The 18,598-nt window shown below is 56.4% G+C and carries 17 protein-coding genes; 9 read left to right on the top strand and 8 right to left on the bottom strand.

From position 1 onward, the window contains the following. Window positions 1-95: 95 nt before the first annotated feature. Complete coding sequence (locus VQ830_RS15305) at window positions 96-1,775, top strand: formate--tetrahydrofolate ligase (RefSeq protein WP_337268996.1); 1,680 nt, start codon at window positions 96-98, stop codon at window positions 1,773-1,775. Here the strand turns inward: VQ830_RS15305 and VQ830_RS15300 are convergent. Beyond that, entirely contained in the window at window positions 1,772-3,208 is a 1,437-nt protein-coding gene (locus tag VQ830_RS15300; protein ID WP_337268995.1) for an MFS transporter, read from the bottom strand. The genes VQ830_RS15305 and VQ830_RS15300 overlap by 4 nt on opposite strands. A gap of 101 nt (window positions 3,209-3,309) precedes the next feature. Here VQ830_RS15300 and soxR point away from each other — a divergent pair, with 101 nt between their 5' ends. Beyond that, a complete protein-coding gene (gene soxR / locus VQ830_RS15295) occupies window positions 3,310-3,756 on the top strand; it encodes a redox-sensitive transcriptional activator SoxR (protein ID WP_337268994.1) in 447 nt (148 codons plus the stop codon). Window positions 3,757-3,774: 18 nt separating this feature from the next. On the opposite strand, the gene VQ830_RS15290 is transcribed toward soxR, so the two are convergent. Next, window positions 3,775-4,752: an extensin-like domain-containing protein gene (locus VQ830_RS15290; protein ID WP_337268993.1), complete on the bottom strand. Its 978-nt coding sequence runs from the start codon at window positions 4,750-4,752 to the stop codon at window positions 3,775-3,777. A 291-nt stretch (window positions 4,753-5,043) separates the two neighbouring features. Here VQ830_RS15290 and VQ830_RS15285 point away from each other — a divergent pair, with 291 nt between their 5' ends. The 3 genes from VQ830_RS15285 (at window position 5,044) to queF (ending at window position 8,789) form a co-directional block, all read left to right on the top strand. After that, window positions 5,044-7,233 carry an anthranilate synthase gene (locus tag VQ830_RS15285; RefSeq protein WP_337268992.1) on the top strand — a complete coding sequence of 730 codons (2,190 nt, stop codon included), beginning with the start codon at window positions 5,044-5,046 and terminating at the stop codon, window positions 7,231-7,233. 177 nt (window positions 7,234-7,410) lie between these two features. Further along, a complete protein-coding gene (locus tag VQ830_RS15280; RefSeq protein WP_337268991.1) occupies window positions 7,411-8,325 on the top strand; it encodes a cation diffusion facilitator family transporter in 915 nt (304 codons plus the stop codon). Then, a complete protein-coding gene (gene queF, locus VQ830_RS15275; RefSeq protein WP_337268990.1) occupies window positions 8,325-8,789 on the top strand; it encodes a preQ(1) synthase in 465 nt (154 codons plus the stop codon). The genes VQ830_RS15280 and queF overlap by 1 nt, the downstream gene beginning before the upstream one ends. An 86-nt stretch (window positions 8,790-8,875) precedes the next feature. On the opposite strand, the gene VQ830_RS15270 is transcribed toward queF, so the two are convergent. Then, window positions 8,876-9,664 (bottom strand): DUF2076 domain-containing protein, encoded by a 789-nt coding sequence (locus VQ830_RS15270; RefSeq protein ID WP_337268989.1) that lies wholly within the window; start codon window positions 9,662-9,664, stop codon window positions 8,876-8,878. Between the two features lie 227 nt (window positions 9,665-9,891). Between VQ830_RS15270 and VQ830_RS15265 the strand changes: the two genes are divergently transcribed. Continuing rightward, complete coding sequence (locus VQ830_RS15265) at window positions 9,892-10,479, top strand: ATP-dependent Clp protease proteolytic subunit (protein WP_337268988.1); 588 nt, start codon at window positions 9,892-9,894, stop codon at window positions 10,477-10,479. A 295-nt stretch (window positions 10,480-10,774) separates the two neighbouring features. On the opposite strand, the gene VQ830_RS15260 is transcribed toward VQ830_RS15265, so the two are convergent. Beyond that, on the bottom strand, window positions 10,775-11,008 hold the full coding sequence (locus tag VQ830_RS15260; RefSeq protein ID WP_337268987.1) for a hypothetical protein: 234 nt from the start codon (window positions 11,006-11,008) through the stop codon (window positions 10,775-10,777). Window positions 11,009-11,206: 198 nt separating this feature from the next. Between VQ830_RS15260 and VQ830_RS15255 the strand changes: the two genes are divergently transcribed. Together VQ830_RS15255 and leuA are read left to right on the top strand one after the other, a co-directional pair. Continuing rightward, window positions 11,207-12,385 (top strand): benzoate/H(+) symporter BenE family transporter, encoded by a 1,179-nt coding sequence (locus VQ830_RS15255; RefSeq protein ID WP_337268986.1) that lies wholly within the window; start codon window positions 11,207-11,209, stop codon window positions 12,383-12,385. A gap of 349 nt (window positions 12,386-12,734) precedes the next feature. Then, entirely contained in the window at window positions 12,735-14,462 is a 1,728-nt protein-coding gene (leuA, locus tag VQ830_RS15250) for a 2-isopropylmalate synthase (protein WP_337268985.1), read from the top strand. 62 nt (window positions 14,463-14,524) lie between these two features. On the opposite strand, the gene VQ830_RS15245 is transcribed toward leuA, so the two are convergent. From VQ830_RS15245 to VQ830_RS15235, 3 genes are all read right to left on the bottom strand, one after another. After that, entirely contained in the window at window positions 14,525-15,367 is an 843-nt protein-coding gene (locus VQ830_RS15245) for an anti-sigma factor family protein (RefSeq protein WP_337268984.1), read from the bottom strand. Between the two features lie 4 nt (window positions 15,368-15,371). Next, window positions 15,372-15,881: an RNA polymerase sigma factor gene (locus VQ830_RS15240; RefSeq protein WP_337268983.1), complete on the bottom strand. Its 510-nt coding sequence runs from the start codon at window positions 15,879-15,881 to the stop codon at window positions 15,372-15,374. Window positions 15,882-16,087: 206 nt separating this feature from the next. Further along, window positions 16,088-16,996: a metallophosphoesterase family protein gene (locus VQ830_RS15235; RefSeq protein ID WP_438617968.1), complete on the bottom strand. Its 909-nt coding sequence runs from the start codon at window positions 16,994-16,996 to the stop codon at window positions 16,088-16,090. 152 nt (window positions 16,997-17,148) lie between these two features. On the opposite strand from VQ830_RS15235, the gene VQ830_RS15230 reads away from it, so the two are divergent. Beyond that, the gene (locus tag VQ830_RS15230; RefSeq protein WP_438618001.1) at window positions 17,149-17,550 is read left to right on the top strand and encodes an NUDIX domain-containing protein; all 402 of its coding nucleotides are present in this window, start codon (window positions 17,149-17,151) and stop codon (window positions 17,548-17,550) included. A 45-nt stretch (window positions 17,551-17,595) separates the two neighbouring features. On the opposite strand, the gene VQ830_RS15225 is transcribed toward VQ830_RS15230, so the two are convergent. Then, entirely contained in the window at window positions 17,596-18,567 is a 972-nt protein-coding gene (locus VQ830_RS15225) for a glutathione S-transferase family protein (protein WP_337268980.1), read from the bottom strand. Between the last annotated feature and the right edge of the window lie 31 nt (window positions 18,568-18,598).

Genomic DNA, 18,598 nt, shown 5'->3' with positions numbered 1-18,598 from the left:
ATCTCTTTTGGACAGATCTCGTCTTTGCGCCAAAGCCACTTTCGATCGCTGCACGCTGCCTGTAAGACTTGACCCTCAACGTTGAGAGGCAGGCTATGGCTGAGGTGAAATCAGATATCGAAATTGCGCGCGCTGCGCAGAAGAAGCCAATCTTTGCCATAGGAGAAAAGCTCGGCATTCCTCAGAAGGCCCTCGTTCCTTATGGGCACGATAAGGCGAAGATCGATGCGGGCTTCATTGCTTCTCTCAAGGACAAGCAGGATGGCAAGCTGATCCTCGTGACCGCCATCAATCCAACTCCCGCGGGCGAGGGCAAGACGACGACGACGGTCGGTCTCGTCGATGGCCTCAACCGGGTGGGAAAGAACGCAATGGTGTGTGTGCGTGAACCCTCCCTCGGTCCATGCTTCGGCGTGAAAGGAGGAGCGGCAGGCGGCGGCTACGCGCAGGTTGTTCCGATGGAGGACATCAACCTTCATTTTACCGGCGATTTTCATGCAATCACCTCGGCGCACAATCTTCTTGCCGCAATGGTGGACAACCACATTTATTGGGGCAACGAGCAGAATATCGATATTCGTCGCATCACCTGGCGCCGCGTCATGGACATGAACGACCGAGCGCTGCGACAGACGGTCTTTTCGCTGGGCGGTGTTTCGAATGGTTTTCCCCGGCAGGCTGGGTTCGACATCACGGTGGCCTCGGAGGTTATGGCCATTCTTTGTCTTGCCAACGATCTTGCGGATCTTGAACAGCGGCTCGGCGGGATTATCGTCGGTTACCGATACGATCGTACGCCTGTGTTTGCCAGAGACCTGAAAGCGGACGGAGCGATGGCGGTTCTTTTGCGGGATGCAATGCAGCCCAATCTCGTACAGACGCTTGAGAACAATCCCGCCCTTGTGCATGGCGGGCCATTTGCCAATATCGCTCATGGCTGCAACTCGGTGATTGCGACGAAGACGGCACTTAAGCTTGCCGACTATGTGGTGACTGAAGCGGGTTTCGGGGCTGATCTCGGAGCGGAAAAGTTCTTCGATATCAAGTGCCGCAAGTCAGGCCTGCGGCCGGATGCGGCCGTTATCGTAGCAACCATTCGTGCCCTCAAGATGAATGGTGGGATTGCTAAAGATGCTCTCGGCGTCGAAAACGTAGAGGCCGTGCAGCGCGGCGTCGTCAATCTTGGGCGTCACATCGCCAATGTCAGCGGCTTTGGTGTTCCCGTCGTCGTGGCGATCAACCATTTCCTCTCCGATACGCCTGCCGAGATCGAAGCGGTCAAGGCTTACGTAAGAGGGCAGGGGGTCGAGGCGATCGTCTGCAGACATTGGGCTGAGGGATCGGCCGGGATCGAGGATCTTTCCCGGAAGGTGGTCGAGCTGGCAGAATCCGGTATAGCGGATTTCCAGCCGCTTTACCCTGATGATCTTTCGCTCCTTGACAAGATCGAAACGGTGGCCAAGCGCATCTATCGCGCTGGTGAAATCACTGCCGATAAAGCGGTTCGCGAGCAGCTTCTTCAGTGGGAACAGGAGGGATATGGGCACCTTCCGGTCTGCATCGCGAAAACCCAATACTCCTTCTCCACCGATCCCACACAGCTTGGTGCACCGGAAGGGCATGTTGTGCCTGTGCGTGAGGTGCGGCTTTCCGCCGGCGCTGGCTTCGTGGTGGTTTTGACGGGTGAAATCATGACCATGCCCGGTTTGCCGCGATCGCCTGCGGCAGAGCGCATCCATCTCGATGAGGACGGTCAGGTCGAAGGCCTGTTTTAGCCGATCTGGGCGGGCCGCACCGCCCGGCCTGCCGCGACAAAACCGATGATCGCGGTTATCAGAGATATGCCGAAAAGGCTGAAGGCTGCTTGCGCATTTCCGTCCATGCCGCCCGCATCGTTCAACCCGGCAGCATTTGCAATAAAGCCTGCCAGGGCACCCGCCGTGGCGCTTGCCAGCATCTGGATCGTTGTAATCGCGGTTCCCGCCAGATGATGCTCTCGGCTTGGCGTATGTTTCGTTGCCAAACTCAGCAAGTGCGGCCAGACCAGACCCATACCGACGCCGAGCGCCGCCAGAGCGCAACAGATCGGGACGAGAGCGAGCATGTGCGTCGGCCCCCACAGGGGCATGAAGATCGCAAGCACTGAGGTTGCGATGATCAGGAGGATCGGACCTGCTCTGACGGCGCGAGCAGCGACTTTTCCTTGGGCCCCTGATATGAAAACTGAACTTGCCGTCCAGCCCAACGCCACGAGTGACGACAAATATCCGGCCCAAAGAGCGCTGCGACCATGCAGCACCTGCAGAAAAAACGGCGTGAAGATCTCGGCGATCGTCAAGGTCATGGTGAGGAGCCATATCAGAGCATAGAGCGCGAACCCGGATGTCCGAGGCAGAAGAACTGCCGAGGGTAGAAGCCTGTGCTGGGCCTTTTTCTCCATGGCGACAAAAAGGCTCGCAAAGCCGATGGCCAGCGCCGCACCGACAAAAGCCGTGAGGATGTTTACAAGCGATCCGATGAAGGACAGGGACAGCAGCGCAAGGCACAGGACCGTGAGCCGTGCCGCAGGGATAGGTGCGGGCTTTATCGTCGTGGGCAGTTTTCCAGGAAGGACGACGAAAGCGATACCGGCGAAGCCAACGGTGAATGGCAGCGATGTCCAAAATGCCATGCGCCAGATGCCAAGTTCAGCAAACACTCCGCCAATTGCTGGCCCAATCACTGTCGCAATGCCCCACATGCACGCATTCAAGGCGATAGCACGGGGCCATAGCGCTTCCGGGAAGATGATGCGGATTATCGTGTAAGCGAGAGCGACAAGGAAACCAGCTCCCAGTCCCTGCACAAAGCGCCCAGCCAGCATGATCGGCATCGAGGGTGACAGCGCCGCCATGACTGCACCTACCGCAAACAGCAGTGCTGCCGATGCATAGGCCTTTCGGGGGCCGACGCGATCCAGCAGAGCGACGGCCAGCACGGAGGCCGTGATCGATGCTATAACGTAGATCGTTGTGTTCCAGGCATAAAGGTCGATGCCGCCAATATCCCGCACAACGGATGGCCAGATGGTCGTCACGATGAAAATATTGGTTGCGTGTAGGGCGATGCCGCCTGCCAATGCTATGGAACGCAGCCCATTTGTGCCTGATAACAAGGCGCCCCAGCTCGCCACAGGTTGATCGCCGGCGACCGGATTTTGATCCGTCATGTCAACTTCTCCGATTTCGATGCGCCTTGCGGGGCATTATTGCAACGGCAAGCTGACATCTCTTATAAAACCTCATCCAAAGATGAGGTCAATAGGTCTTCATGGCGACTGAGAACAAAGCTTTCCTTTCTGTCGGTGACGTCGCCAAACGCGCCGGCGTCACTGTTGCGACGATCCATTTCTACGAGACGAAGGGCCTCATTAGCGCATGGCGTAGCAGCGGCAACCAGCGCCGCTATGCCCGCGAGGTGCTGCGTCGTGTCGCGATCATCAAGATTGCGCAACGCGCCGGCGTTCCGCTTGCCATGATTAAAGATGCGTTCGACAATCTGCCCTCCGGACGACCAATTTCCGCAAAAAACTGGGCCAAGCTGTCAGAGGCATGGCGAGACATGCTTTCCGAGCGCATCCGTGCCCTCACGCAGCTGCGCGATCAACTCGAAGGCTGTATCGGCTGTGGCTGTTTGTCAGTGGAAACCTGCCCAATGCGTAATCCTAGCGATCAACTGGCAAGCAAGGGATCTGGCGCCGTGTTGCTAAAGGACTGATCTGCCATAAGCCATTGCTCAATGGCAGTATCGGAAATCGCCTTTCCGATCGAGAAGGTCGAGATGGAAGTGATTTTCGTGAGCCTCATCGCTTTCAGGGTCCAGCACCGTGCGAAAATAAAGGCAGGCGGAGGCGCTGACGGCGCGCTGAAAGGCTCCTGGCAGCGTGGAATCTTCCTTACGGGGTTTGACGGCAATGTCCTCCCCCTTTTCGAAACTGAAGCTCGCTATATCGATCGCATCTCCGCGGGCATGCTCGGAGATCTTGCCGGTCTCCGCGCTATTCCGAAGACGGCATATGTAGGACGACGCCTGATTGACGGTGGTGATTTTTCCCTGCTCCGGAACGGCGACATTTGCTGCCGGAATGACGCTTTCCTTCAGCCAGCGAGCAAGTGCCAAGGCAACGGGGCAGCGGAACACCGCGTCGGGTTTCATCGCGATGCCGGGCAGGATGACTTTGAGCTTGATTGGTTTGTCGATGCCGCATCCATTGCCGTCGTCAATTCGAGAAATCGTTTCGAATTCGGCGCCAAGGCTGCGCAGTTCTTTTTCGCATTCGCTGAAAGCGGCAGGATCTTCCGCAGCAATCGTATTATGCTGTTCTTCCAACGTCTGGCCAGCAGGCTTTTCTGCATTGTTCTGTTGAACCGGTGCTTCGGTTGCCGGTGCGCCAGTCGGTTTATCTGCCTGGCTGGCTGGAGCGGAGGATTCTTTGGGCTTTTCCTGGTCTTGTGTCTTCTGCGGTTCAGGATTTGTGTTCTCCCCCGCGCTGTTCGGCTTCGGTTCAGGCTTTGGCACGTCGCTCGCAGCCGGCGCTGCAGGGGTTGCCACGCTCGGTTCCGCTTTTGAGCCAACGTCCGGCGTTGCTTTATCCTGGGGGGCTGCCGCTTGCGGCGGACGCCCGGTTGGCAGTGGGCCGTTTTCAGGAAGACTGGCCGCGGTTAGCAGGATAACGGCGGCGCAAGCCGCTAGAGCTTTTGTGATGAGCTTCATGCAGTTTCCCCTCGATGCCGTTCATGAACGCATCAACTGCCGATTTCGTTTCATTCCTACATCGAAGGGACTGTTGTAGAGGCCTTGGAGAACGGCCTTGCGCTTCCTGAAAGTTCGCGATATCACTCCTGCCATGAAGATGTCTTTAAAGAATGCGATTTGGTGGTGGGCACGCTAAGGCGGCCACGATCAACCGTGTCTTAACGACGACGAGTGAGCCGCCCGGATAAAGACCAGGCGGCTTTTTTGTTTTCCGGCCGCCTGTAAACGGGCTCCTGAGGGAAGAAAACGATGGTGACGATCCATATGGATGACGGCGGAGAAAGCTACGAAACGAAAGGCGGCATCACCATTACGCGGCGCCGCCGCGATGTGGGATACGAGGATGCAGTGTCCTCCTTCATCGACAAGCTCGACGAAAGGCGCGGTGCGGTCTTTTCTTCCAATTATGAATATCCTGGCCGTTATACTCGCTGGGATACGGCAATCGTCGATCCTCCCCTTGGTATTTCGTCCCACGGCCGCAATGTCTGGATCGAAGCCTATAACGAGCGTGGCGAAGTTCTGCTTTCCTTCATCGTAGAGCGCCTGCGCCAAGTAAAGGAACTTGAGCTCGGCGCACTTTCAGCCCACAGGCTCGATCTTACGGTCAAGATGCCCGATCGCGTCTTTACGGAGGAAGAGCGCTCCAAAATGCCGACGGTCTTCACCGTCCTTCGAGCCGTCACGGACCTTTTCTTCTCGTCAGCAGATTCAAATCTCGGGCTTTACGGCGCCTTCGGCTACGATATTGCCTTTCAGTTCGACTCCATCGATCTGAAGCTCAAGCGTGCTGAAGATCAGCGTGACATGGTGCTCTTCCTGCCGGACGAGATTCTTGTCGTTGACAACTATTCGGCTCGCGCCTGGATCGACCGCTATGATTTCGCAAAAGCGGGAGCCAGCACCGAGGGCAAGTCGGGCGAGGTGGCACCTGAACCTTTCAAGCGGACAGATACGATTCCGCCAAAGAGCGATCACCGTCCCGGCGAATATGCCGAACTCGTGGTGAAGGCCAAAGAGAGCTTCCGAAAAGGCGACCTCTTCGAAGTCGTGCCGGGACAAAAGTTTATGGAGCGGTGCGATAGTGCGCCGTCGGCAATCTCAAGACGTCTGAAGGCGATCAATCCCTCGCCCTATTCCTTCTTCATCAATCTCGGCAACCAGGAATATCTGGTTGGTGCCTCACCGGAAATGTTTGTGCGCGTGACTGGTCGGCGCATAGAGACATGCCCGATCTCTGGCACGATCCGGCGCGGAGAAGATGCCATCGCTGATTCTGAGCAGATCCTCAAACTCTTGAATTCCAAGAAGGACGAATCGGAACTGACAATGTGCTCCGATGTCGATCGTAACGACAAAAGCCGGGTCTGCGAGCCCGGCTCCGTTAAGGTCATCGGGCGGCGTCAGATTGAAATGTACTCGCGTCTTATCCATACGGTCGATCACATCGAAGGCCGATTACGCGACGACATGGACGCTTTCGACGGCTTCCTGTCGCATGCCTGGGCCGTTACGGTCACCGGAGCTCCCAAACTGTGGGCCATGCGCTTTATCGAGGAGCGTGAAAAGAGCCCACGCGCCTGGTATGGTGGAGCGATCGGCATGGTCTGCTTCAACGGTGACATGAACACCGGCCTGACGTTGCGCACCGTGCGGATTAAGGACGGCATCGCAGAGGTGAGGGCGGGCGCTACCTTGCTGAACGATTCCGATCCGCATGAGGAAGAAGCCGAAACCGAACTGAAGGCCTCCGCCATGCTTGCTGCCATCAGAGATGCAAAAGCCGGAAATTCTGGGCGCACGACGCGGGACGTTGCCGCTGTCGGTTCCGGTGTGAAGATCCTGTTGATTGATCACGAGGACAGCTTCGTCCATACGCTGGCCAATTATTTCCGCCAGACAGGCGCATCAGTGTCTACCGTTCGCACGCCTGTGCCGGAGGAAGTCTTTGATCGGCTGGATCCCGATCTCGTGGTGCTTTCGCCCGGGCCCGGTACCCCGAAGGATTTTGATTGCAAGGCGACGATCAAAAAGGCGAGGGCGCGCAATCTTCCGATCTTCGGCGTCTGCCTCGGTCTGCAAGCACTGGCAGAGGCTTATGGCGGTGAGCTGCGGCACCTTGCCGTGCCGATGCACGGAAAGCCGTCACGCATTCGAGTGTTGGAACCTGGTATCGTCTTTTCAGGGCTATCGAGGGAAGTGACCGTCGGGCGCTATCATTCGATTTTCGCCGACGCATCGACCTTGCCCAGCGATTTCATTATTACCGCTGAAAGCGATGATGGCACGATCATGGGGATTGAACATGCGAAAGAGCCGATCGCCGCAGTTCAGTTTCACCCGGAGTCGATCATGACGCTTGGTCAGGATGCGGGTATGCGAATGATTGAGAATGTCGTTGCTCATCTTTCCCGCAAGAGCAAAACCAAGGCTGCCTGATCCCATCCTTCCGTCATTTGCGGCACGGTTTTTTCGTCCGCAGCTTTGACAAATGGGACGATTTGAGAGATAGAAGCCTCAAATTCGCCTGCGCTTTTCGAGCGCGGGCGATTTTGCGTTTTAGGACCCGGTGCTGCAATTCATTCGCATCAGCATCGGGTGAGATACGAGGGTGTGATGGACGCGGCTGGAAATCGAAATGTAAGACGCCTGGCCCTGATAGGGATTCCAGTGGCGTTTGCCGTGATGGGGCTGAAACTGGTGGCATGGTGGGTTACGGGTTCGGTCGCCCTGTTGTCCGATGCCCTGGAATCGTCCGTTAACGTCGTGGCTGCCTTCATGGCGCTCTTTGTCGTTCATTATGCCCAGCGTCCGGCCGATCACGATCATCCTTACGGGCACCATAAAGCGGAATATCTGTCTGCTGTAACGGAAGGCGTCTTAATCGTTGTGGCTGCCTTGCTGATCGTGAAGGAGGCTCTTCCGGAGGTCTTCAATCCGCGGCTTCTCGATGCTCCAGTTCTCGGTCTTGCGATCAACATGGGTGCTGCCGTTGTGAATGGCATTTGGGCAAAGATCCTGATCAATGCCGGCTCCAAATATCGCTCCGCTGCGTTGAAGGCTGACGGACAGCATATCATGTCCGACGTTGTGACCTCCGTTGGCGTTCTCATTGGCCTCGTGCTTGCAATTTTAACCGGTTACGCCATCTTCGATCCATTGCTGGCCGTTGTCGTGGCGGGCAATATTCTTTATCAAGGCGCCAAGGTTATCACGCATTCCGTGGGCGGCTTGATGGACCAGGCCGTTTCCTCAGAAGAGGAAGAGGCCATTAAAACCGTTATTTCCGCCAATGCGCCAGGTGCTCTCGGGGTTCATGACCTGAAGACCCGCCAGGCCGGTGCCGCTACATTCGTCAGCTTTCATCTTGTCGTGCCGGCGACAATGGCCGTTAGTGCCGCCCATGATATTTGCGACCGCCTGGAGTATGCCATTCAAGAGGTTCATCCGGGCTCGCATGTGACCATTCACGTCGAACCCGAAGGCGAAAAAGCGCATGGGCTTCGCGTCAAGACTGTAAAGGAAGCCTAATGCCGCAAACCGATGTCTCGAACCTTTCGATGCTGGGCCAGCAGACCGAAACCGCTCGAACGCCAGAAGAGGCTGTTCTTGAAAAGGTGCCGAACGGCAATCCTGGGACGGACTATGTCGTGCGTTTCACCGCGCCGGAATTCACATCGCTGTGCCCAATGACCGGGCAACCAGATTTCGCCCATATTGTCATCGACTACATTCCGAACAGCTTTCTCGTGGAATCAAAGTCCCTGAAGCTCTTCCTTCATTCCTTCCGCAATCATGGCGCTTTTCACGAAGACTGCTCGGTTTACATCGCAAAACGGCTGATCGATCTTTTGGAACCGAAATGGTTGCGGATCGGCGCGTATTGGTATCCGCGCGGCGGAATTCCTATCGACGTTTTCTGGCAGAGTGGGGAGCCGCCGAAGGGTGTCTGGCTGCCGAATCAAGGCGTTCAGGGCTATAGAGGACGCGGCTGATCGAAACACTGGGCGATGGCAACGCGCTGTCTCCGGCGTGCTGCTATGTTCGCGGGGCGAGCTTTCATCTGAGGGATGAAGACTGATCAGACGAGCGAGGAATCGTCATCGTCATATCCGTTATCGAAGTCAGGCTGGTCATCGTCATAATCGGCCTGCTGAATGCCTCCGTCTCGGTCATCGCCACTGGAAGCGTCGCGAATGGCATCGTCGCCGTAATAGTTGTTGTTGATGACCGTTTCCTCGACAGGTGCAGCCGCCTCAGAAGCGCCGAACGGGTTTGCGCCGGAGAATGGCGAACCCCAGCCGAGTGACGACGTATGATTACTGAAAATGCTGCTCAACGAGTTGGCGAGCAACATTCCGCCTGCCACGCCGGCTGCTGTACCGAGCGCGCCGCGCAGGAAGCTTCCGCCAGCGGAAGGAGCGGCCTGCTGAGCGTTCCATGGCGCTGACACCGGCTGCTGCATTTGGCGAGGCATCTCGTCGTAATTTCTTTGCGGTGTCTGATAATCCTGCCGCGAGACGCTGCCCCACGGGCCGGCTGCGGGGACAGGTGGGTTTGCAGCTGGTTGCTGGCTCTGTCCGCCGAAAATTGAGCTCAAGAATCCACCGCCTTGCTCGGCCTTGCGCGGTGCGCTCTGGTCGGCTTCGAGCTGGCGCACCCGCTCTTCCAATTCCTTGATGTGGTTGGCTGCCGCTTCCAGACCCTTTTCCTGGACGATGACCGCCTGCGCCAGGTAATAGGTCGCATAAGGCTGCTCACGTACGGCACGTTCGATCAGCTCCTCGGCTTCCCTATCGCGCGGCGTCGCTGAGGCGGTGCGCACGCGGTCGAATAGCGCGGTAAGCATTTGACGTTCCTCGGGCGACATTGTCTGGCTCCTTCTCTTCAGGGCGCGTTGGTTTCTACAATAGATGAGGTAAGAACGGATTTTGGCAAATCAAAGCCTGGCCTGCTTACAATTCGGTAATCTCGTTGTCGCTTTTTCTGGAGCGAAAGCGTCTTGGCCCCTTCCACCTTTTCCTTTTGTCAGCATTGTTTTACGCATTGAGTCGCATTATGTGCGAGATACACGAAGTGGACGTGAAAGAGGTTCGAATGAACGACGAAGAACAAGACGACAAGGTCAAGGAACTGCCGCTCGGTAAGGAAACGGAGGCGAATCTTTTCAAGTCGCGTTCGATCTTCATTTATGGACCGATCAATCAGGAACTTGCGCAGAAGGTCTGCACGCAGCTGGTGGCTCTCGCCGCTGCAAGCGACGAGGATATCCGCATCTACGTCAACTCGCCGGGCGGTCACGTCGAGTCGGGCGATTCCATTCATGACATGATCAAGTTCATCAAGCCGAAGGTTTGGATGATCGGAACAGGTTGGGTCGCATCGGCTGGCGCGCTGATCTACGTCGCGGCACCTAAAGAACGGCGTATCTGCCTGCCAAACACGCGCTTCCTGTTGCATCAACCATCTGGCGGTACGCGCGGCATGGCGTCTGACATTGAGATTCAAGCGCGCGAAATCATCAAGATGAACGAGCGCCTCAACAAGATCATGGCAGAAGCAACCGGCCAGCCGATTGAAAAGATCGCCGCCGATACGGATCGCGACTACTGGCTGTCTGCTGAAGAGGCAAAAGCGTATGGTCTGGTATCGAGGATCGTGACATCGCAGGCCGAAATCGGCTGAGATTTATCTGCCGCCCGACAGGCTTGGGCGGCAGACTCACAGCGGAAAGCCTCGAGGCTTCCCTCGAATTCCGCTTACAGCAAACAGCGCACGCTCATTTTGCCGATTGTGCTTAGTTCAGGCGTTTCGCCTAGGTCTGCGGACGTGTTCTTGCTTTGACTACAGAAGGCCACTTGCGTTTTTGCCACACCGGCGCGGCAGCAGTTTACTGGTCGGCTTACAGACTATCGCGGTACTTGGCTGGCGTAGGCGCATAACCACTCGTTAGCACATAGGCCTAGTGGGTTCGAAATCTTCAGTAGCTGTCGCCCTTCCATCTCGTTTCGACGAGTTCTTGCGCCAGCTCGAAGATCCCTTCTTCGTCATCACCGGCATTATCTGACAGAAGCCGAATAGCGCCGTCGTAAACGGAAGTCTCTTCATCTTCTGATAGAATTTCTTTGTCTACGAGAGAGCGAATAAGCGAAGCAAGTACAGCTGCCGAAGAAAGATGTGCTGCAGCGTGGCTGAGATATTCTGATTCCTTCATAATGCAAAGCTCACCGTTAATACGAAAGATCGGCCATAGACGTTGGTTCTTACTTAATTTTTGTGAATTGTATTCCACCGCCGGTTTATTAACAAATTATTTATCAGAACGTTCCCTCCGTACCGAAGCAATTCATACTGCGCTTGTCCCGCGACGCCTGTTTGTGCTTAACGAAACTTCTCACGTGGAAGTAAGATCATGCTCAAGGATTTCTCGACACAAAGTCTGTTCATGGGGTGTCTCGCCGCGTTTGTAGGCTTTGCAAGTTCATTCGCTGTCGTCTTGAATGGCCTTCATGCCGTCGGTGCAAGCGATGTCGAGGCAGCTTCGGGACTGATGGTTCTGGCTTTATCCATGGGGCTCTGCGCCATTGTCCTCAGCATCACCACGCGTCTTCCTGTCAGTATTGCCTGGTCAACGCCTGGAGCGGCGCTTCTCGCTGGCGTCGGGACAATTGACGGCGGCTTCCAGACGGCTGTCGGCGCATTCATTCTGTGCGCTTGTCTGATTGTCCTTGCCGGCTTGTTTCGTCCACTCGGGCGCGCGGTTGCGGCCATCCCTCAACCTCTTGCCAATGCCATGCTCGCTGGTGTCCTTCTTGGACTTTGTTTTGCGCCGGCAAAGGCCCTGGCTGCCGACCCGGTCTACACTTTGCCAATCGTTCTCGTATGGGCTCTCGTCGGAGCTTACCGGCGTTTATGGGCGGTGCCGGCCGCACTTGCCGTTTTTGCGCTGGTGGTTGTCTACGATTCGTCACAGGGGCAGGGCTCTGCGCATGCTCTTGGTAGCCTGTTGCCCACGGTCGCTTTCGTGATGCCAGCGTTCAGCTTCCACGCCTTTGTATCGATCAGTCTGCCATTGTTCATCGTGACGATGGCCTCGCAGAATATCCCCGGTATCGCGGTTTTGAAGGTCAACGGCTACGAGCCGAAGCCGGGGCCGCTATTTGCGACGACCGGCTTCTTTTCAATCTTAGGTGCGCCTTTCGGCGGTCATGCCGTCAATCTTGCCGCGATCACGGCTGCCATGTGCGCGGGGCCCGATGCCCACGCCGATTCGCGGCGGCGTTACTGGGCGGCCATAATCGCAGGCGTGGGCTATATTATCTTCGGGCTCCTGGCTGGTGCGGTGACCTATCTTGTATCTCTTTCACCGCCACTTCTTATCGAAGCCGTTGCCGGGCTCGCTCTGATCGGTGCGTTTTCCACATCCGTCGTCGCTGCATTTCAGCCGCCGGACAGCAGGGAGGCTGCAGCAATTACGTTTTTGATTACGGCATCGGGCGTGTCTTTTGCGGGCATTTCCGGTGCATTCTGGGGTCTGTTGGCCGGTGGGCTGATGATGGCGCTGACGAAACTGCGAAATGCTTCGCGCTGAGGTCTAGCTTAGCGGTCGGACTGAAAAAATCTCAGGCTGCTTGCCAAGCCTTGGGTCAGAGGATATAGAATTTTCTCATGAACAACGCCGTCATCCAGATTTCGGATCGAATTTTGCGTCAGCGCGCCGCGCTGGAACGCAATAGCTGCGTTGTCGCGTCTCTTCTTCTCCTCGGCCTTACACGCGGTTGCCGGGTTCGTTGAGGAGCGCCCGGCGGCCGAAACGCCTGCCGTGCGATCGCTCCTCGAGATAAACCTGCAGACCAATCGAGACAGGCATTTGCTGTCGCAATGGCGGGCATGATCGGCTAAATAGCGCACGTCTGCCGGCACGAAGAGAGATGAATAGAATGGATACGACCGCTCAATCTTCCACGAGCTCAAAACCCACAAAGGGCATGCCGACGGCCTCCGGTAAATACAGACCTTATCCGCAGGTCGATATTCCAGATCGCACTTGGCCGGCGAAGACCATGACGAAGCCGCCGATCTGGTGTTCGGTCGACTTGCGCGACGGCAATCAAGCGCTGGTCGATCCGATGGGACATGACCGCAAGGCTCGCATGTTCCACCTTCTCATGCAGATGGGTTTTCCTGAAATCGAGATTGGATTCCCCTCGGCATCGCAGACCGACTTTGACTTTGCACGCTGGTGCGTGGAAGAGGGCAATGTTCCTGACGGGGTGTCCTTGCAGGTGTTGGTGCAGTGCCGGCCGGAATTGATCACGCGCACATTTGAAGCGCTCGAGGGGGCGCGTCAGCCCATCGTGCATTTTTATAATTCGACCAGCGAGCTGCAGCGTCGCGTGGTCTTTGCCAAGGATGTCAGCGGCATCAAGCAGATTGCCGTAGATGCTGCGAAAATGATCACCGATATGGCGGCGAAGGCCGGCGGGGATTACCGGTTCGAGTATTCCCCCGAAAGCTTTACGGGTACCGAGCTGGAAGTCGCTTTGGAAGTCTGCAATGCGGTCATTGCCGAGGTGAAGCCGACGGCTCAGAACAAGCTGATCATCAACCTGCCGTCGACCGTGGAAATGGCGATGCCGAACGTTTATGCCGATCAGATCGAATGGATGTGCCGCAACCTCGACAACCGCGAAAATCTGATTATTTCGCTTCATCCGCATAACGATCGCGGGACAGGGATTGCTGCAGCCGAGCTCGGGCTTTTGGCTGGCGCTGATCGCGTGGAAGGCACGTTGTTCGGCAATGGCGAGCGAACCGGGAATGTTGATGTCGTGACCATGGCATTGAACATGTTCACACAGGGTATCGATCCCGGCATCGATTGCTCCGACATCGAGCATATAAAGGAAGTGTTCGAATATTCGAACCAGATGAACATCGGCGAGCGCCATCCATACGTCGGCGAGCTCGTTTACACGGCATTTTCCGGCTCGCACCAGGATGCGATCAACAAGGGAATGAAGGCGCGGAAAGTCGCCAACCATCCAATTTGGGAAGTGCCTTATCTGCCGATCGACCCGCAAGACGTCGGTCGCTCCTATGAAGCGATCATCCGGATCAACTCACAGTCCGGCAAGGGCGGGATCGCCTACATCCTGCAGGAGGACTACGGCCTCAACCTGCCGCGTAATATGCAGGTAGAGTTCCGGGAAGAGATCCAGCGGATTACGGACGAAGAAGGCAAGGAGCTGCCATCCAAACGGATTTATGAGCGCTTCATCGAGCGTTATGTGTCCCAGCCAGAGGGACGGATCAAGTTCGTTGATCACCATACCTATCCGGATACGGTACACAAAGGCGTGAGGATTGTTGCTGCCGAGATCACCGATAATGGCGAGACCCGCCAGATCGAAGGGAGAGGTAATGGCCCGATCGACGGCTTCGTGAACGCATTGTCGTCCTATCTCGGCGTTGAAATGTCAGTGCAGGATTATTCGGAGCACTCGCTCCAACATGGTTCGAACGCCGCCGCTATTTCGTATGTGGAGATTGTTCATGCAGGCGGAAAGCTTTTTGGCGCCGGCATCAACACCAATATCGTAACGGCGTCCTTAGAAGCCATTGTTTCTGCTGCCAACAGCCTGCTTGCTTCCGGTGAAGTTCAATAAACCAAGACCGCGCTCAGATGTCGCATCTGAGCGCGCTATTCCGCAAGGTGTCAAAGGATCAATTAGATTGCGGTCGCAATGTCTGCGGCAAGCTGATTGAGCGAGGCTTCTGCAGACGGCCCGACGAGTACGTAAGCGTTTCCGGCATTATGCCAGCTCACGAGGCCAAGCTCATCGCGAATAGCCTCTTTGAAGTCTTCCAACTCAGCAGGTTGGTTGTCTTTGCGAAAGACGATCGAGATGACATCCCCGTCATTGCCGGTGTAGATCAGCTGTCCGGCAGGGCGCCCATCCGCGAGAATGACGCGGGCGCCTTGAAAGGTCCAGCCTTGGCTGCTGAGATCCGGGATCCTGAAAGCAACGCCAACCGACGAGGTCAACCAGCTCGAAATCTCCTCTTTCTGGTTCGCCGCAACCTCCACAAGGTGCCGCGGCTGACGCAGAATGAGCCGATGATAGGCCGTGATATCGCTCAGCCAATTGCTTGGTGCCGGTGCAGGTGTCGCTACCTGATTGACGATGGTGGTTGGTGGAGACGGAAGCTGCGAGACAAGGTATCCAACACCAAGACCCACCCCGAGAAGGGCAAGGCCCGCAATAGCGGACTGGCGGGCGGTGGGGGCAAATTTCGCTGTGGATTTGGCCACGCGGGGTGCCACCGGTGCCTTGGGCGGCTGGACACTTTTGATTGAGCGAACGAGCGCGAGAGGCACGGGTTCTTTCAAGATTTCGCCGAAACGATGCCGGCCGAATTCCCCGCCATGTCGCAACTGTTCGTAGAGCCGGCGTGCACCTTCATCACGCGCAAGACGCGCCTCAAGTTCGTGCTTTTCCTCAGGGCCCGCTTCTCCGTCGATGAGCGCTGCGAGTTGGGCGTCGAGAGGAAGTTTTTTGAAATCTCGCAATGATTTATCCGTGAGAATAGTGTTGTGCAGCCGCTGCAAAATAAAGACGTGCCGATGCGAGGCGGGAAGCGATGCTGTCGGGAGACACTCCCATGATTTCTGCAGCTTCCTTGTGGGTATGGCCTTCAACACAGACCAAAAGAAAGAGGCTTGCTGTTCCCTCAGGCATTGCCGAAACAAGTTGATTGAGGGCGTCGGTTTCGCCACTACCGGCGCGCTCGCGCGCCGCTTCCCTGATGTCGGTCACATTGCCGCGGCCAGTGGGGCTATGCCGCATCTTCCGCTTCCGGCTCTCCTCGATGAAAATCTGGCGGATCAGGGTATAAAGCCAGATCTCCAGTCGGCCGTCCCCCTTCCATTGATGCGACTTCGCCACCGCGCGATGACAGGCAACCTGAACGAGTTCATCAGCTTCAAGCGTGTCGGACGCTAATGTCATGGCGAAGCGCCGGATCCGGGGCAATAAGCCGACGAGATCACGCCTGATGTCTGTGTTCGTAGCGGGTTGGCGCATCGGGATCCTAACGGGATTTTTGCTGAGACGAAGCAGCATTAATGAAATATTTATATCTCATCTGTGGCCTTTATGAAACAATTCAATGGCGCTTCGCAAGGGTTCCAGTCGAATGAATCCTGTTGTCAAAAAGTTTTTACCGATGCTGTCTTTCTGAGCTTCAAGCGCAACTGCAACTTGCTGAGAAAGTGAGTCCGGTGGCTGGCCTAAGTCCCAAATATATCAACACTTTCGGTCGATACGTCGTCGCCCGATCTGCTGAGGTTGAACCGTTCTCCCTTCAGCTCCCATGCGCCGGGGCTGCCGGCAATGGAAAACAGGTTATACGCGGCCGGTGGCTTGGAGCCGCCGAGGCCTTGCGAGGCAGAGGCAATGCCGACCACGGGAACGGGACCTGTTTGGCCGCGCAGCCAGTGGACCGTGTTCAAGTGCGTATGGCCGTGCAGGACGAGTTCAGCGCCACCAGAGGAGACCACTGCAGCAAAGCGTCTGATGCCTATCATCCTCTTGTGAAAGGATGTCGCCCCACGGATCGGCGGATGGTGGATCAAGATAACGCGGAAGAGGCCAGCTTCCCCTGCAGCGCGCAGGACATTGACGGTCTCTCTCGCCTGTCGCTTGCCGAAGTAGCCGCTTGCTGAAAACGGCGGCGTCGCAACTGCCGTGGAGCAGCCAACGATAGCAACTTTGTCGCGCACGCGGACATAGGGGAAAATGCGTTTGTCTTCCTGCCACTCGACTGGGGCGAGATCGCCCCTCACATAGTCATACCATGCGCGCATGGACTTCTCATAAGCGCCGGGCACATAGGCATCGTGATTGCCGGGAACGACAGAATGTTGGGAAGGATCGCCGAGTTCTCTCAGCCAGGCCGCCGCTTTTCTGATCTCGATGCCGCTTGCGAGATTGACAAGGTCGCCCGTCACCGCAACATGATCCGCACTCTGTCTGCGGATATCGTCAAGCAAGATGTCGAGCGTGCTGCCGAACAAATGCATGCGACGATTTCGATGCCAGTTCACGAAGCCGGTGATGCGTTTGGAAAATAGCTCTCGGAAAGAGAGTGACGGGAGCGGGCCGAGATGTATATCTGAGATATGAGCAAGCTTGAACATGAGCTGAGAGATAGACCAGGCGAGGCGCAAATCAAACCGGTTCTGCCCAAGCGACAAAATAAACAGGAGAGAAGGTGAAACTGCAGCTCAAGGAATGGCAGTCGCGTCTTCTTCTCGGCGTGGTGCACCGGTACTTTGCCGTTGCGCGAGGCATGACGCTCGGCGTGCGCGGAGCGTGCTTTGATAAGGACGGGCGGATCTTCCTCGTTCGTCACAGCTATGTGCCGGGGTGGCATATGCCGGGCGGCGGTGTCGAGCGTGGGGAGACTGTGGGGCAAGCGCTCGAGAAGGAACTGCGGGAAGAGGGCAATCTGCGCATGCTGGAGCCACCGCAATTGATCCATGTCTACTTCAACAGTGCGGCCAGTGCGCGCGACCATGTGGTTTTCTACAAAGTCTTGGTGGAACAGACAGCGCCGCGGCCGGCTGATCTCGAAATCGTAGAATGCGGCTTCTTTGCCCTTGACGCTTTGCCGGAAAATCTTTCGCCAGCCACGCAGCGGCGTCTCGTCGAGCTGGAGGACGAAACGGTTGCTAAAGCGGACCGCTGGTAGCCTCAGCGGCTCCGCTGGCGGATGCCGGCAGTCCACTACCCCCGTTTATTTTCGTCCATGAGGCTGCAGAAGATCTAGCTTCGGCCCGATGGGAACAATGCCCGTCGGATTGATCGTCTTGTGGCTGCGGTAGTAGTGATGCTTGATGTGATGGAAGTCGACCGTATCGGCGATACCAGGAACTTGGTAAAGATCGCGGAGATAACCAGACAGGTTCGGATAGTCGGCGATCCTGCGGATATTGCATTTGAAGTGTCCGACATAGACCGCGTCGAACCGCACGAGGGTGGTGAAAAGTCGCCAATCGGCTTCCGTCATCGCGTTACCAAAAAGATAGCGGCCTCTGCTCAGTCTTTCTTCTAGCTGATCAAGCGCATCGAAGAGACGAACGACGTTTTCCTCGTACGCCTCCTGCGTGGTTGCAAAGCCCGCTTTGTAAACGCCATTATTGACCCTGTCGTAGATTATCTCGTTCAAGGCATCGATGTCTGTCCTCAACGTTTCAGGATAGAAATCTTCCTGTGAGCCAGTCACTTCGTTGAAGGCGCTGTTGAACATACGGATGATTTCGGCGGACTCGTTGTTGACGATCGTCGATTTTTCCTTGTCCCATAAGACGGGAACGGTGACGCGACCGGAGTAGGATGGGTCGGCCTTCACATAGACTTGCCAGAGCTTGCTCATTCCGAATAGGGGATCGCTTTCCCCGCCATCGATGCCACCAAATTCCCAGCCGTTTTCAAGCATGATGGGGCTGACGACCGATACCGAGATGTGAGGCTCTAGCCGCTTCAGCTTGCGGAAGATCAGGGTACGATGCGCCCACGGACAGGCAAGCGACACGTAAAGATGATAGCGACCCGTCTCCGCCTTGAAGCCGCCATCGCCACTTGGGCCGGCACTGCCATCAACCGTGATCCAATTGCGAAACCGGGACGCCTCCCGACGGAAATGGCCGCCGCTCTTCTTGGTATCATACCAGACATCCTGCCACACGCCGTCGACGAGCATACCCATGATTTTTCCTCAGCCATGATGGTTTTCTGTC

The sequence above is a fragment of the Oryzifoliimicrobium ureilyticum genome (assembly GCF_037199735.1).
In the GTDB taxonomy this organism is placed as follows: domain Bacteria; phylum Pseudomonadota; class Alphaproteobacteria; order Rhizobiales; family Rhizobiaceae; genus Rhizobium; species Rhizobium ureilyticus.
Note: the sequence above shows the minus strand (reverse complement) of the source record. Positions and strands in the feature narration are given on the sequence as shown.